Below are 14,829 nucleotides of genomic sequence, written 5' to 3'. Positions count from 1 at the left end.
TGCGGCGCGCTTACTTGCCGTTGACAGCAGCCGCGGCGGCATCCGCGAACTCCTGCCACTGCTTGGCCTGGGCGCGCAGATCCTCTGCCTTCTTGGTATTGCCCTTGGCCTCAGCTGCTTCTGCTTGAGCGGTGAAGTCATCCACCTTGGCCTGGAACTGAGCCACGCGGGCCTGGGCCTCTGGATCCGTCCGGCGCCACTCTGAATCCTCGGCATCGCTCACGCGCTTTTCCAGAGCGGAAATCTTAGCCTCGAACTCACGTACCTGATTGCGCGGGACGAAACCAATCTCTTCCCACTTTTCCTGCAGCTCTCGCAGCTTGGCCTTCGCCGCGTCGAGCGACTTGGTGGGATCAATCTGGGAGTCATATTCCGCAATGAGTGCGTCCTTGGCGGCGGCGTTCTCAGCGAACTGCTTGTCGCGCTCATCGTTGACGGCGTTGCGGGCGTTAAAGAAGTGGTCCTGCGCGGCGCGGAAGCGGGCCCAGAGCTTGTCATCGATCTCGCGCGGCGCGCGGCCAGCAGCCTTCCACTCCGTCATGAGGTCGCGGTAAGCGCGCGCCGTCTCACCCCAGTTAGTGGATTCCTTGATAGCTTCTGCGCGCTCAACCAATTCTTCCTTCTTGGCGCGGGAAGCAGCGCGGTTGCGGTCGAGCTCAGCGAAGTGCGAGCCTCGGCGGCGGTTGAAGGAATCCCGGGCGCGGGAATAGCGCTTCCACAGGGCATCATCCGTGTGGCGGTCGATGCCGCGGATCTGCTTCCATTCCTCGAGGATGTCGCGGATGCGGTCGCCGGCGGCCTTCCACTCCGTCGAGTTAGCGGCGATGTCCTCGGCCTCTGCGGCGAGCTTCTCCTTCTTTGCGATTGCCTCCTCGCGGCGGCGGGCCTTATCGGCCTGTGCTTGCTCGCCGGCTTCGACGGAATGCTCGATGACGGTGCCCAGGCGCTGATCCAAGGCTGCAATATCACCAATCACCGCCTGCGTGGGCAGGGATTCCCGCAGCTCTGCCGCGGTAGCCTTAATCGATGCTGCATCGCCCGGATGTGCATTTAGGCGGGATTCCAGCAGCTCGATCTCAGTAGACAAATCATCGTAGCGTGCGCCAAAATGCGCTAGGCCTTCTTCAGGAGTACCCGCCTGCCATTCACCGATCTTGCGTTCGCCCTCGGGTGCTTTGACATACACCGAACCATCAGCATCAACGCGGCCCCACTGAGTGGGATCGTTCTTCACAGGCTGCACCGGGCGAGCTGCCGGGGCGGAAGGAGTTGGGCCGGGGCGAGAACCCTTGCGGGGCATGGCTCCAGGGGAAGGAATAGCGGACATGGTAGGAAACCACCTTCGGTACTATCGCGCCGCGCGACACGGCTGCCAGAACTTATGTCACACAACACTACCGTTTCAGCCGCGCAGCCGCGTGTTAACCCCGAAAAACTAACCTTATAGGATGGGAGTCGATGCAGAATCTCATGATTATGCCAGCCTCACCGGCCTTGGCGGAAGAACTCTCACCCAGCGATGATGCCTCGCGTGCGCTGCTCAGTGCTGCGTGCGAGTTGGCCCGTGATGCCGCACGCGTGAGCGGCAGCAGCCCCCTCCAGGTGGACATTGTGGGATCGCGCGACGTGCGTTGGCGTACCGAGCACACAGGGAGCTTGAAAGCATGGGGAGCACCACAGGTCAATGTCGGCGGCGGGAATTTCCTTCCGGAAATCATGGCCCGCTACGTGCTTAGCCGCGCGCTTAGCCATACTCCCGATGAACCGGGCTTCGTGGTGGAGGATTCCCGCGCTGAGCTCGGTGAGGTCCGCCCCGGGCGCTTGACTGTGGTCTGCGTTGACGGTTCGGCCGGCCTGACCGAGCGCGCGCCGCTTGCGCTTGTCGATGGCGCACGGGATGCACACCTGTGGTGCGAAAGCATCCTTGCGGGAGGGGAAGGCCACTGCGACGAAGAGCGCCTCCGTGCTGCCGGTGTGCTCGAGACGAGCCTCTGGGCGCAGCTGGCAAGCGTGCACCCACGTCACGCGGAACTGCGGGCGGCGGATTCAACCCTCGGGGTAGGGCGCTATGTGGCGGGGTGGCAGTGCTAATGCCTGAAGTCCAAGCACCCGGCCCAACCCCTATCGCGGTGGTGGGCCCGACGGCCTCCGGGAAATCAGCGCTCGGTGTAGCTCTTGCGCACGAGCTCGACGGGGAGGTTGTCAACGTTGATTCGATGCAGCTCTACCGGGGCATGGATATCGGCACAGCCAAGCTGACAAAGGAGGAACGCGAAGGCATTCCGCACCATCAGCTGGACGTGTGGGACGTGACGGAAACGGCGTCGGTAGCGCGCTATCAGGCCTCCGCCATCGCGGATATTGACGGCATCCGTGCACGCGGTAAAACCCCGATTCTGGTGGGCGGCTCCATGCTGTATGTCCAATCGCTCGTGGATAACTGGCAATTCCCACCCACTGACCCGCAGGTGCGGGCCCGCTGGGAGGCCCGGCGCCAAGAGATCGGTACCGATGCCCTGCACGCGGAGCTGGCCGCTGTGGACCCAGCGGCCGCAGCCATCATCGAGGACAAAGACCCGCGCCGCACCGTGCGCGCGCTGGAGGTTATCGAGCTTACTGGGAAGCCCTTCAAAGCCAGCCAGCCACCGAAGAACGCCCCGCCCCGGTGGGGGACGATAATCCTCGGTCTGCGCACGGAATCCAACTGGCTGAACCCACGCATTGAGCTGCGCAGCCGCCTCATGTTCGATAAAGGGCTCGTGGAGGAAGTTGAAAACCTCCAAGCCCACGGTCTGAAGGCTGACTCCACAGCAGGCCGGGCGATCGGCTACGCACAGGTGCTGCAAGCCCAGCGCGGCGAGCTGACATGGGAAGAAGCAGTGGAGCGCACCATTACCGGAACCCGCCGCTATGTGCGCCGCCAGCGCTCCTGGTTCAACCGCGACAAGCGGATCCAGTGGCTCGATGCTGCGGCCGAGACGACGCCGCAGGCATTGCGCATCGTGGAAGGACAGTAGACTTTAAACCTATGAAGTTTGCAAAAGGCCACGGAACTGGGAACGACTTCGTCATTGTGGAAGGAACAGAAGCGCTGCCGCCGGAAAAGGTAGTGGCTCTGTGTGACCGTCGTGCGGGAATCGGTGCGGACGGCGTGCTGCGCGTTATCCGCGCCGGTCAGCTGCTTGCCAATGGGGAGATTGAGGAACTCGCGCCGGGTATCGCTGCGGAGGACTGGTTCATGGACTACCGCAATGCGGATGGCTCGATTGCGGAGATGTGTGGCAACGGCACCCGGGTCTTCGCACACTGGGTCCGCTCACGGGGGTTGGTGGATACCGACGCCTTCACCGTGGGCACTCGCGCAGGGGCCAAGCAGGTGACCGTGCACTCCTTTAACGACACAGCGGCCGAAGTCAGCGTGGAGATGGGCCCAGTACAGGTGCTCGGCGTCTCCACAGCGTCGATGGCGGGGGAGAGCTTTGCCGGCCTTGGCGTAGACGTGGGAAATCCCCATTTGGCGGCGGTTATCCCAGGCCTTAGCGCAGAGGAATTGGCTGGAAAGCGCCTTGAGCAACCGGTATTTGATACGGATTTCTTCCCGGCTGGCGTCAACCTTGAGCTGGTCACGCCCTTGCGGGATGGAACGGTTCACATGCGCGTCTTCGAGCGCGGCTCGGGTGAGACTCGTTCGTGCGGCACCGGAACGGTGGCGGCAGCGTGCGCCGCGCTTGCCGACGCCTCCCGCATCACCGGCAGCGTCCGCGTCATCGTCCCCGGCGGCGAGGTCCAGGTAGAAATCACCGAGGACGGCTCCACGCTGACGGGCCCTTCGCGCATCGTGGCAACTGGTGAAACGTCACTATAGGGCTTTCAGGACGGCGTTTAGCGTCCGTCCTCCTTTTCGTAATTGGTACCCAAGGCCAAGGCAGCGCGGCGGGCGGCGAGCCAGGCTTCTTTGAGCTCGGCGGCGCGTTCATCGGCTACCTTGAGCAGGGATTCAAGCTCACTTGTCTCGGCATTCGGCGAGTTTACTCGAGCGTCGAGGCGGCGTAAGAAGCGTTGCGCGCCATGCATCTCGTAGTGGAACGCTTCGATGGCGGGGTTGGCGCAGTCGGCGTCGACAAGCGCCGGGCGGTGCAACGTGCGGTCGGCGAGGGACTCTGCGTCGTCGCTCGTGGCAAACGTCGCGTAATCCTCAAGCACTCCCGTGATGTCCTCCACCGTGAGCGCAATAGAAGCCCGCAGTGCCGCATGTTCAGAGGCGTTGGGGCGGGCGTCGGCAAAGAGCCACAGCGCTGCGCACACAAACGCGGCGAGGATAACCCCCGGCAGCTTCAGCGTCAGAATCAACACCGCAGCGGTAACCACGGCGAGAAGCAGCGCAAGGCCGCGACGCTGAGATGCGGAAAAACTCATGTGAACTACTCTACGGAAGTTCTAGTGACCGCCGCAGCCGCCGGAGCCGCAGGCGCACCCGCCTTCGCCGCCGCAGCCGCCGGTAGGCAGCGCGATCGAGGCGGTCAGCATTGCCGAGCCCGCAAGAACGGAATCCTTTACCGGGAGGTCTCCAAAGCTCTCGGGCAAGCAGAGATCGAAGGGGAACGCACCATCCATGACCAGATGCATGAAGCGTTCATCGGTGAGCTGGTTGTGGCGCCACTCGGATTCCATGACCCGTGCTGCAAAGGTGCAGCCCGGGGTGGGGGTTTCGGCGCCGGAGCCAGCCGCGACAATGTCCGCGCCCGCGGACTCAAACGTGGCCGGGTAGCTTCCTTTCGCTGCTTCGTAGGCATCTGTGCTGTCGAATGCGGAGACGTTGAGACCCATCGCAGTGAGCTCTACTTGCTGCCACTGCTGGGTGTCTTCGTCAGCGAGGAGCGGGCCCTGCGCCAGATTTGCCGTCGCCTGCGCGAGCACGTTGCCGAAAGGATCAATGATCTCCAGGAAAGCCAAGACATCATTAATCATCGACACGTGGGCGAAGCCCTGGGTAACGCCCTCGAAACCAATGAAGGTGGCGAAAGGCTCGACGGCGAGGATATTGAGTTGCGCGCCGGAAGGATCCGCGAACTGGATAAGTTGTCCCCCGCGAACCTCCCCGGTCACTGCCAGTTGATTGGTGGAAATGGCTGCCTCAACGGCGTCCTGCCAGCGCTCGTAGTTAAGGCCGATGGCCTGCATCTCTGGGTGGGAGGTTTCTTTCACGGTCATGTGCACCATTGTATCTGTCGCAGAGGGGACTCAAAAACCATCGCTGATACGTCACCGCGCTGCGGCAGTTCGTGGGAACAGGAAGCGGAGATTCCCAGTTGAGAGCGGCAACGTGCAAGAATAGGGAGCATATGACAAAAGAAACCCATGATGATCTCCTCGCGCAGGCTTTTGGTGAGCCCGCGCCCAAATCACAGGAGCCAACTACCGGTGATCTCGACCTTGCGGAGCGCAACGCCTTCCGGCGAGTAAACCGTGAGACCACCATCCGCGCGGAAGACACCACTGATGGCTACGAGGTGGAGTATCGAAAGCTGCGCCTTGAGCAAGTGGTGCTCGTGGGAGTGTGGACCGAAGGTACCGTGGCCGAGGTTGAGGCCACGATGGCGGAGTTAGCCGCTCTGACGGAAACCGCGGGAGCCGAAGTCGTCGAAGCCTTGTACCAGAAGCGAGATAAACCGGATCCAGGCACCTATATCGGTTCGGGCAAAGTGAACGAGCTCAAGGACATCGTGGCTGCTACTGGCGCGGATACCGTGGTGTGCGATGGCGAGCTAACCCCAGGCCAGCTCTCTGCCTTGGAGCGTGCGCTCAACACCAAGGTCATTGACCGCACCATGCTCATCCTGGATATCTTTGCGCAGCACGCCAAGTCCAAGGAAGGCAAGGCCCAGGTCTCGCTCGCGCAGCTGGAATACCTCTATACCCATACCCGTGGTTGGGGTGGAAACCTCTCGCGCCAGGCGGGCGGCCGCGCCGGCTCCAACGGTGGCGTGGGCCTGCGTGGTCCGGGTGAGACCAAGATTGAGACGGACCGCCGCCGCATCCGCACGCAGATGGCCCTGCTTCGCAAGGAGCTTAAGGCGATGAAAACGGCACGTGAGATTAAGCGTTCGCGCCGTGCGTCATCGACGATCCCTCAGATCGCCATCGCCGGCTACACCAACGCTGGCAAGTCCTCCCTCATTAATGCAATGACGGGTGCCGGCGTGCTGGTGGAGGACGCGCTCTTCGCGACCTTGGATCCCACCACTCGCCGCGCCGAGCTTGCCGATGGCCGCCAGGTCGTCTTCACCGATACCGTTGGGTTCGTGCGCCATCTACCCACGCAGTTGGTGGAAGCCTTCAAGTCCACCTTGGAGGAGGTCCTCGCAGCAGACCTGATGCTGCACGTGGTGGACGGGTCGGATCCCTTCCCGCTGAAGCAGATTGAGGCCGTCAACCAGGTCATTTATGACATCGTGAAGGAGACCGGTGAGGAGGCACCGCCGGAGATCGTCGTGATCAATAAGATTGACCAGGCCGATCCGCTGGTGCTGGCGGAACTGCGTCACGTCCTCGACCGCGACAACGTTGTGTATGTCTCCGCCAAGACGGGGGAGGGCATTGATGAGCTCACCACGCGCGTGGAGCTGTTCCTCAACTCTCAGGATGAACACGTGCGGCTTCTCGTGCCGTTTACCCGCGGGGACGTGATCGATCGCATCCACACCCAAGGCACCGTGCGCGGCGAGGACTACACGGGGGAGGGCACGCTTGTCGACGTCCGCCTGCCAGCTTCCGTCGCCGCCGAGCTCAAAGAATTTCGAGTTTCTGACCAAGATGCTTAGGTTTCGGTGCTCGCGTGAGCCATAATTAAGGCTCGTGAATAGTTTTGGCTGGGCCGTCCACGGGGACGGAAAGACGATTAAGCCGGGCGCGGTTGTCGCACCCGAAGAACGATTGAGCTGGGGCCGCACCATCGGCATCGGCATGCAGCACGTGGTGGCCATGTTTGGTGCGACGTTGCTCGTGCCCACCCTGACCGGATTCCCGGTCAACACGACGCTGCTGTTTTCGGGTTTGGGAACGATTCTGTTCCTCCTGATTACCCGCAACCGCTTGCCTTCCTACCTGGGCTCCTCATTCGCGTTCATTGCGCCGCTGAGCGCCTCCCAGCAGTACGGCATTGGCGCGCAGGCAGGTTCCGTCCTCGTGACTGGCCTGGTCTTGGTGGCCATTGGTCTCGCGGTGAAGGCGGCGGGCCGAAAGGTCCTCGACGCTGTCATGCCGCCGGCCGTCACCGGTGCCATTGTTGCGCTGATCGGCCTCAACTTGGCTCCCAATGCAGCCACCAACTATTCGAGCCAGCCGCTGGTTGCCACGGTGACGCTGGCGGTCATCATCCTCGCCACTGTCGCTGGGCGGGGCATGGTTTCGCGTCTGTCGATTCTGATTGGTGTCGTCGTCGGCTGGGCTTTCGCGGCCGCCACGGGCAACCTCGGTGAGGGCGCGGTGGAGTCTATCCGCGAGGCGGCTTGGATTGGCTTCCCGCAGTTCCATGCGCCGGAGTTCCACGTTTCAGCCATCGCGGCAGCACTTCCGGTGTTGGTCGTTCTGATTGCTGAAAATGTCGGCCACGTTAAGGCGGTCTCTGAGATGACCAAGCGCGACCTCGATGATCTCGCTGGCGATGCTCTCATCGCGGACGGCCTGGCTACCTCCCTGGCCGGTGGTTTCGGTGGTTCCGGCACCACAACCTACGCGGAGAACATTGGCGTCATGGCCGCCACCCGCGTCTACTCGACGGCCGCCTATTGGGTGGCTGCTGTTACCGCTATCGCGCTGGCTTTCATCCCGAAGTTTGGCGCGCTTATCTTCACCATCCCCACCGGCGTGCTGGGTGGTGCTTGCATCGTCCTCTACGGCCTCATCGGCATGCTTGGCGTGCGCATCTGGATGGACAACAAGGTCAACTTCAACAACCCGGTGAACCTCACTGCGGCGGCAGTGGCGCTCATCGCAGGCATTGGCAACCTCACCCTCGACGTCTTCGGAGTGACGCTGGAAGGTATTGCCTGGGGCTCGGTTGGCATCATCGTGCTCTACCCGGTGATGAAGAAGCTCTACGGCACCATTGGTGAGGGACGCGGCGCGAAGTACTAGAGGCGCTTCCGCCGATTAGCGAGGATAAGGGACCGGAGTAAAGGCACCTTCTGGACGCGTATTTACGCAAAACCCCAGGTGAATGTGTGCAGAAATCTGCATAAGGTGCTTTTACTTCGGTCCCTCTGCGGTATGAGGCAGCGCATCCACATGGTTCTACTCACATGGTTCGGGTCAGAAGGTTTTCTTGGGGTCAAGTGAACCTTATAGGCACCTCTATATGGTTTCCTTGCCCCCAGCAAAACCGTTTGAGTAGAGCCCGATGACTAGAACCTTTTGCTAGACAACCAAGCAACGAAAAGCTCCCGCCACCCTCATCAAAGAGGGAAGCGGGAGCTGCCGTTCTATAAACGGAAAGTGCTTTAGGAAGCGTCGAGGTCCTGCTCGATAAGGCCAGCAATCTTCTCGACAGCTGCCTCGTTCTCGGAGGTCACGGTGACTTCGTCGCCCTGCTCGGCGCCGAGAGCCATGATCATGAGGGAGGAAGCAGCATCGGTCTCATCCTCGTCCTCATCGCCAACGAGGGTGAGGAAGATGTCCTCATCGAACTCAGCGGCAGCGTCTGCGATGATGGAGGCCGGACGTGCGTGCAGTCCGACGGAGGAACCAACCTTGACGGTCTTAGAAGCCATGATGATAATCCTTTCGAATTACGGTATTTCGTGCTTACAAGTGTACGCGGGTTAAGGGTTAGGCGGCAGCCTTGGCCATGTCGGCCTTTGCTGCAGCCTCTTCAGCAGCCTTGTTGGGCCAGAATCGCTTCATCGCGATGACCGCGATGGTGGACACGATGACGCCGGCAAGGATGGCCACGAAGTACGCCCACGCAGGTTCGATGGCGAAGATAACGAAGATTCCGCCGTGCGGGGCGCGAGACATGACGTCAAGGGACATCGACAGCGCACCAGTGACCGCGCCACCGAGCATCATCGAAGGGATGACACGCAGCGGGTCGGCGGCAGCGAACGGAATGGCGCCCTCGGAGACGAAGGACAGGCCCAGCAGCCACGCGGACTTACCATTCTCCTGCTCCGCAGGCGTGAACAGGTTCTTGCGTACGAAGGTAGCGATCGACAGCGCAATCGGCGGAACCATGCCGGAGGCCATGACGGCGGCCATGATTTTCATGGAGGCCTCGTCGCCCGTGGACAGGCCAGCGGTGGCGAAGAGGTAGGCAGCCTTGTTGACCGGGCCACCCAGGTCGGAGCACATCATCAGGCCGAGGATGATGCCCAGAAGGACAGCGGAGGAACCAGACATCGAGGACAGCCAGTTCTGCAGGCCCTCCATGATGGCGGCCAGCGGGGCACCGAGAAGCAGGTACATGAGCAGGCCAGTGATCATCGTGGCGAGCAGCGGGATGATAACGACAGGCATGAGGGAGCCGATCCAACGCGGTACCTTCCACTTGCCAATCCACAGCGCAACAAAGCCAGCAATGAGACCTGTGACGAGACCGCCGATGAAGCCAGCGCCGAGAGTCACGGCAATGGCACCACCCGCGAAGCCCGGCGCGATGCCTGGGCGGCCTGCCAGCGCGAAGGCGATGTAGCCGGAGAGCGCCGCGACGATGAATCCCATCGATGCTTGACCGATGGCGAAGAGCACGGCGCCGATGTACAGGGCGAACCCTGCCTTCTTGAAGGTCATCATTTCGCCGTCGACCATGACGTCATGGCCCGGCAAGTTGGTCAGCGAGTAGTCGGTGGTGATGGCCTGCCACCCATTAGCCATGTCATATCCGCCGAAGAGGAATCCCAGTGCCAGGAGGAGGCCGCCCGCGGCAACAAACGGAACCATGTAAGAAACGCCGGTCATGATGGCTTGCTGAATACGCTTGCCCCAGCCCAGACCCTGGCCATCTTCCTCAGCGCTAGAGGAGGAAGCGCCGGCAGTTCCTGCCACCTTGTGCGCGTTGGGGTTCTTCGAGGCGGCGATGGCCTCATCGATCATCACGCCCGGTTCGTTGATGGCGCGCTTGACGCCAGATTCGATGACCGGCTTGCCGGCGAAGCGCTCACGGTCACGAACGCCCACGTCGGTAGCGAAAATCACGGCGTCGGCAGCCGCAATCGTGTCTGCCGAAACAGAGGTGTTGTTGGAGGACCCCTGGGTCTCCACGGTGAGCTCGACGTCGTCGCGTTCCTCGGCGGTTTGGGTGAGGGCGTCGGCAGCCATGTACGTGTGAGCAATGCCGGTCGGGCATGCGGTGACGGCCACGATGCGCGTCTTCTTCGACTCTGCAGCCTTGCTCGAAGCAGGAGCCGCTGCCGCTGCACTCGCACCTGCAGTGGGTGCTGATTCGGTGGCCGCAGCCTTTTTCTTCGGCTTTTCTGCGTTGACAACGTCGAGGACGAGGGAGACGATCTCTTCTTTGGTCTTCGCAGTTCGAAGGGCTTCCAGGAAGTCCTTCTTCACCAGCGCGCGAGCGAGCTTCGAGAGAATCTTCAGATGGGCCTTGCCGCCGCCTTCCGGAGCGGCGATGAGGAATACCAAGTGGGCGTCCCCGTCGGGGCCCGAGAAGTCGACCCCGCGCGAGAGACGGGCGAAGGCCAGGGTGGGTTCAGACACGGCAGCAGAGCGGCAGTGTGGGATGGCAACGCCGCCGGGGACACCGGTGCCGGCTTTGGCTTCACGCGCGATGGCCGGGCCTGCCAGCTCGTCCACGGAGGTAGCGCGGCCGGTGTCGTGAACAAGCGAGGCCAGATTGGTAATGACTGATTCGATGCTGTCACCGAAGTCGGCGTCGAGCGCCACGAGGTCGGTGGTGATGAGTCGTGATGACATCGGTAGGTACTCCTCAGTACTACTAAAGGTCGGTGACGGCAGAAACCGTCGTGTGTTCGATATCTAGTTCTTCGGGGGTTGGAATCTGGGTTCCCGGGAGTGCTGCGGCTGCTGAACCGTAGGCCACAGCCTGGCGCAGGGCCTCGGGGTACGAGGCGCCGGAGCGGCGGGCGAGGATATAGCCGGAGAGCGAAGAATCGCCGGCACCCACGGTGGAGCGCAGGGTAATCGGCGGGGGAGTAGCAGCCCATGCTTCATTGGCCGTGACCAGCACCGCGCCAGCGCTGCCCAGGGTGACAAGAACCTCGGGGATGCCGCGCTTGACGACGACCCTCGCGGCCTCAACCACTCCGCTGAAGTCGCCGTCTTCGGCGGCGGCCTCAAGGGCCTGACCATCGACACCTGCAAGCTGGCCCAGCTCGAGGCCGTTTGGCTTTATGAGGTCGGGGCTGGCTACTTCGAGGTTGTCACCGAGAGCCACCATGGGCGCATCAGAGGTATCGACGGCTATGCGCAGATCAGGGTTGGCTTCGCGGGCTACCCGGATGAGCTGCGTGTACCAGTCGGTGGGAACGCCTTGGGGGAGAGAGCCTGCCATGACTAACCACTCGGCGTCGGCGCAGTGTTCTGCGAGTTCCTGTGCAACGGCTTGCTGCACGTCCGCATCGAGCGTGGCGCCGGGGCCATTGAGCTTGGTCGTGCGGCCATTCGGCTCTGTCAGAGTGGTGTTGGTGCGCACCGCGCTGTGAGTGGGCACGGCCTGCACGGGTATCGATGCCTCGGCCGCGAGGGCCAAGAAAGGATCGGAGGCAACGGCGGGGAGCAGCGCCAGGCTGTCGACGTTGGCGAGCGTTACCGCGTGCGTAACGTTGACGCCTTTACCACCGGCAACGCTGGAGACGGATCCGGCGCGGTGAACAGCACCAGGTTCGAGTTCCTCGTTCAAGCGCACGGTGGCGTCGATGCTCGGGTTGGGGGTCAAAGTAAGGATCATCGTGGAGAATGTCCCCTTTCGCGGAGTGCGTATATTTGGGGCAAACGCGCCTCAGCGGCGTGAACAAGAGCTTCGGTGCGGATTGCCCGTTGTCAGCGTGAAATTAATGTTGCTTAATGTTGATTATTGCCCGTATGTGTCCGAATGTCAATGGAATCACTGTGGGTTTCGTTGCATTTTTGGCCGACTTGTGATGATCTGGAAAGAGAAAACATCGTCTCCGTAAGGAAATGTGTCATGGAAAACGCATCCCCATCCATCATTAAAGGCACCGGCGTCGTCGCTGGCGTTGCATACGCTGAGGCGGTGTGGGTCCGCCCACGCCCAGAACTGCCCACGGCTGGAGAAACCGTGGCGGAAGAGCAACGTGATGCCGAATACGATCGCTTCCTCGAAGCGGTAGATATGGTTGCTAGCCGGTTGGAACAGCGTGCAGCTGGGGCCGAAGGCCAAGCGGCTGAAGTTCTTGGCGCAACCGCCGGAATGGTCAAGGACCGAGGCTGGCACAAGGCAGTGCGCAAGGGTATTCGCGGCGGTAAGAACGCCGAGTATGCAGTTGTGGGGGCCACGGACAGGTTTGTCACCATGTTTGAGGCCGCCGGTGGCGTCATGGCTGAGCGCACGACGGACCTCAAGGACGTGCGCGATCGAGTGATTGCTCAGCTGCGCGGTGAGCAAGAGCCGGGTCTGCCCATGGTCGAAGGGGAGGCTGTACTGCTGGCTGACGATCTAGCCCCGGCGGATACTGCTACCTTGGACACCACCCACATCAAGGCGCTCGTGACCGAGCTTGGCGGGCCAACCAGCCACACCGCGATTATTGCTCGCCAGCTTGATCTTCCCTGCATCGTGGCAGTGGGCGCTAAGCTGCGAACGATTGAGGCAGGCACCCAGCTCTTCGTTGATGGCTCCGTAGGATCGGTGTCCCTCGGTGCAGATCGTGCCTCCGCGCTGAAGGCCGTGGAGGAATACCGTGAGAAGGCGGCACGAGTTGCCCAGTGGCGGGGACCAGCCCAGACCAAGGATGGCCATCGCGTGCAGTTGCTGGCCAACGTTGCTGACGGAAACGCAGCCCGCATCGCCTCTGACTCGCAGGCAGAAGGCATTGGCCTATACCGCACGGAGTTGTCCTTCCTCTCTGCCAGCGAGGAACCGACCGTCGAGGAGCAAGCGCGCATCTACGGCAAGGTTTTCAACGCTTTCCCGGAGTCCAAGGTCGTCGTTCGCACGCTCGACGCCGGTTCGGATAAGCCGATTTCCTATGCCACCTTGGACTCGGAAGAAAACCCCGCATTGGGCGTTCGTGGTTTGCGCATCGCCCGCGACAACGAGGCGCTGTTGACTCGTCAGCTCGACGCTATCGCCCAGGCCGCGGAAAAGCGCGGAGATGGGGCTACGACGTGGGTTATGGCGCCGATGGTGGCTACCGCAGTGGAAGCGAAATGGTTCGCTGGTCTGTGCCGCGAGCGCGGTTTGACCGCCGGCGCGATGATTGAGGTTCCCGCCGCAGCCTTGATGGCGGATACCATCATGCCGCATCTCGATTTCGTGTCCATTGGTACCAATGATCTGACGCAGTACACCATGGCCGCGGACCGTCTGTCGCCGCAGCTGGCCTACTTGACCGATCCATGGCAGCCTGCTGTCCTTCGCCTGATTCAGCACACCTGCGTGGTGGGGCGCGATAACAACGTTCCGGTTGGCGTCTGCGGCGAAGCCGCAGCTGATCCCATGCTTGCCTGCGTGTTGACTGGCCTCGGTGTGACTTCGCTGTCGGCGGCGTCGACTGCGGTGGCTGGCGTCGGTTCGCAGCTGGCTGAGCTCAGCCTTGAGCAGTGCCAGAAGATGGCAGAGGCGGCTGTCAACGCCGAAAGCCCAGCGGACGCTCGTGCCGCAGTGATTGCGCTGCTGGAGGAATACCAGTCCGCTTAGAGCGCTGAATTGCACAGGAGGTGTGCGCCCTCATCATGCGGGGTGCACACCTCCTGAATTGATCTATGGGTGCTGAATTGATCTATTGGTGAAACCGCCTACTTGTCCGCGGCGACAATCACTTCGATGCCGTGCTCGCGCAGAGCCTCAACGTAGGAATCGGGGGCGGCGGCGTCGGTAATGACGACATCAATCTCATCGAGTGATGCAAAGCTGACCAAGTAGTCATTGCCCAACTTCGATGAATCACACAGCACGACAACGCGGTGTGCATTGGTGACGAATGCTGACTTGATAGCCGCCTCTTGCGAATCGGCCGTAGAGAGCCCGTGGTCAATGGTTAGCGCATTGGTTCCGATGAAGGCGACGTCGGCACGCATCAGGGCCATGGTGCGAAGCGCAGTGTCACCGACGACGGCCTGGGTAATCGCGCGCACGGTGCCACCCAGCAGCTGGACGTCAGATACCCCGTTGCTGGCTAGTGAAAGAGCGATCGGGAGACTATTCGACACAATGCTGAATTGCCCGGCCGAGTAGCGCTGGCCTATGAGATCGGCAAGCGCATTCGTGGTGGTTCCGGCATCGAGAAAGATGCTGCCGCCGTCGGGAAGCTGCTCCAGTGCGGCGCGTGCGATTGCCATTTTGGCGCCCGTGGCCGAACGTTGGCGAGTATCAAGGGTGAATTCGGCGGTCTGGAAGGATTGGGAGGCGACTGCACCGCCATGAACTCGGTGCACAACTCCCTCTCGGTCCAAGACTGCGAGATCGCGGCGAATCGTCTCAGCGGTGACATCGAAGCGCTCGGAGAGCTCGGTGACATTGACTCGTCCTTCTACAGCGGTCAATGACGCAATTTGTCGGCGACGCTCTTCTGCGTACATGGTTCCTCCAAATGAAGTCTGCCTGTGGTGGTCACTGCGCCCGCCGGTGAAGGAAAACGGGGCTGGGGCATGTGAACGAAAAGAACAACGGATGTTGTG

General features: G+C 61.8%; 13 protein-coding genes. 6 read left to right on the top strand and 7 right to left on the bottom strand.

What is annotated here, in order from left to right; translation table 11 throughout:
• Positions 1 to 10: 10 nt before the first annotated feature.
• The gene (locus R3O64_RS07760) at positions 11 to 1,327 is read right to left on the bottom strand and encodes a DUF349 domain-containing protein (RefSeq protein ID WP_143334822.1); all 1,317 of its coding nucleotides are present in this window, start codon (positions 1,325 to 1,327) and stop codon (positions 11 to 13) included.
• Positions 1,328 to 1,458: 131 nt separating this feature from the next.
• On the opposite strand from R3O64_RS07760, the gene R3O64_RS07755 reads away from it, so the two are divergent.
• From R3O64_RS07755 to dapF, 3 genes are read left to right on the top strand one after another with little or no spacing between them, the layout of a single operon-like run.
• Positions 1,459 to 2,091 carry a hypothetical protein gene (locus R3O64_RS07755; RefSeq protein WP_143334823.1) on the top strand — a complete coding sequence of 211 codons (633 nt, stop codon included), beginning with the start codon at positions 1,459 to 1,461 and terminating at the stop codon, positions 2,089 to 2,091.
• Positions 2,091 to 3,017, top strand: a complete 927-nt coding sequence (gene miaA / locus R3O64_RS07750; RefSeq protein WP_239249617.1) for a tRNA (adenosine(37)-N6)-dimethylallyltransferase MiaA — start codon at positions 2,091 to 2,093, stop codon at positions 3,015 to 3,017. The genes R3O64_RS07755 and miaA overlap by 1 nt, the downstream gene beginning before the upstream one ends.
• Positions 3,018 to 3,028: 11 nt before the next feature.
• Positions 3,029 to 3,865 (top strand): diaminopimelate epimerase, encoded by an 837-nt coding sequence (gene dapF, locus R3O64_RS07745; RefSeq protein WP_144675119.1) that lies wholly within the window; start codon positions 3,029 to 3,031, stop codon positions 3,863 to 3,865.
• Positions 3,866 to 3,882: 17 nt separating this feature from the next.
• On the opposite strand, the gene R3O64_RS07740 is transcribed toward dapF, so the two are convergent.
• Both R3O64_RS07740 and R3O64_RS07735 read right to left on the bottom strand, forming a co-directional pair.
• Positions 3,883 to 4,416 (bottom strand): hypothetical protein, encoded by a 534-nt coding sequence (locus tag R3O64_RS07740; RefSeq protein WP_070524492.1) that lies wholly within the window; start codon positions 4,414 to 4,416, stop codon positions 3,883 to 3,885.
• Between the two features lie 21 nt (positions 4,417 to 4,437).
• Complete coding sequence (locus R3O64_RS07735) at positions 4,438 to 5,220, bottom strand: hypothetical protein (RefSeq protein WP_239249615.1); 783 nt, start codon at positions 5,218 to 5,220, stop codon at positions 4,438 to 4,440.
• Positions 5,221 to 5,342: 122 nt separating this feature from the next.
• Between R3O64_RS07735 and hflX the strand changes: the two genes are divergently transcribed.
• Together hflX and R3O64_RS07725 are read left to right on the top strand one after the other, a co-directional pair.
• Positions 5,343 to 6,821, top strand: a complete 1,479-nt coding sequence (gene hflX, locus R3O64_RS07730; protein ID WP_070686213.1) for a GTPase HflX — start codon at positions 5,343 to 5,345, stop codon at positions 6,819 to 6,821.
• A gap of 34 nt (positions 6,822 to 6,855) precedes the next feature.
• A complete protein-coding gene (locus tag R3O64_RS07725; protein WP_339016507.1) occupies positions 6,856 to 8,136 on the top strand; it encodes a uracil-xanthine permease family protein in 1,281 nt (426 codons plus the stop codon).
• 362 nt (positions 8,137 to 8,498) lie between these two features.
• Here R3O64_RS07725 and R3O64_RS07720 read toward each other — a convergent pair whose 3' ends face one another.
• From R3O64_RS07720 to R3O64_RS07710, 3 genes are read right to left on the bottom strand one after another with little or no spacing between them, the layout of a single operon-like run.
• Positions 8,499 to 8,768 (bottom strand): HPr family phosphocarrier protein, encoded by a 270-nt coding sequence (locus R3O64_RS07720; protein WP_010190265.1) that lies wholly within the window; start codon positions 8,766 to 8,768, stop codon positions 8,499 to 8,501.
• A 58-nt stretch (positions 8,769 to 8,826) separates the two neighbouring features.
• The gene (locus tag R3O64_RS07715) at positions 8,827 to 10,923 is read right to left on the bottom strand and encodes a fructose-specific PTS transporter subunit EIIC (RefSeq protein ID WP_339016501.1); all 2,097 of its coding nucleotides are present in this window, start codon (positions 10,921 to 10,923) and stop codon (positions 8,827 to 8,829) included.
• A 22-nt stretch (positions 10,924 to 10,945) separates the two neighbouring features.
• Positions 10,946 to 11,917 carry a 1-phosphofructokinase gene (locus tag R3O64_RS07710; protein ID WP_339016499.1) on the bottom strand — a complete coding sequence of 324 codons (972 nt, stop codon included), beginning with the start codon at positions 11,915 to 11,917 and terminating at the stop codon, positions 10,946 to 10,948.
• A 237-nt stretch (positions 11,918 to 12,154) separates the two neighbouring features.
• Here R3O64_RS07710 and ptsP point away from each other — a divergent pair, with 237 nt between their 5' ends.
• Positions 12,155 to 13,849, top strand: coding sequence for a phosphoenolpyruvate--protein phosphotransferase (gene ptsP / locus R3O64_RS07705; RefSeq protein WP_339016497.1), 1,695 nt, complete (start codon positions 12,155 to 12,157; stop codon positions 13,847 to 13,849).
• 98 nt (positions 13,850 to 13,947) lie between these two features.
• Here the strand turns inward: ptsP and R3O64_RS07700 are convergent, their stop codons facing one another.
• Positions 13,948 to 14,730: a DeoR/GlpR family DNA-binding transcription regulator gene (locus tag R3O64_RS07700; protein ID WP_070524475.1), complete on the bottom strand. Its 783-nt coding sequence runs from the start codon at positions 14,728 to 14,730 to the stop codon at positions 13,948 to 13,950.
• Positions 14,731 to 14,829 lie beyond the last annotated feature (99 nt).

Origin of the sequence: Corynebacterium hesseae (assembly GCF_037850265.1) — a bacterium.
In the GTDB taxonomy this organism is placed as follows: Bacteria; Actinomycetota; Actinomycetes; order Mycobacteriales; family Mycobacteriaceae; genus Corynebacterium; species Corynebacterium hesseae.
Note: the sequence above shows the minus strand (reverse complement) of the source record. Positions and strands in the feature narration are given on the sequence as shown.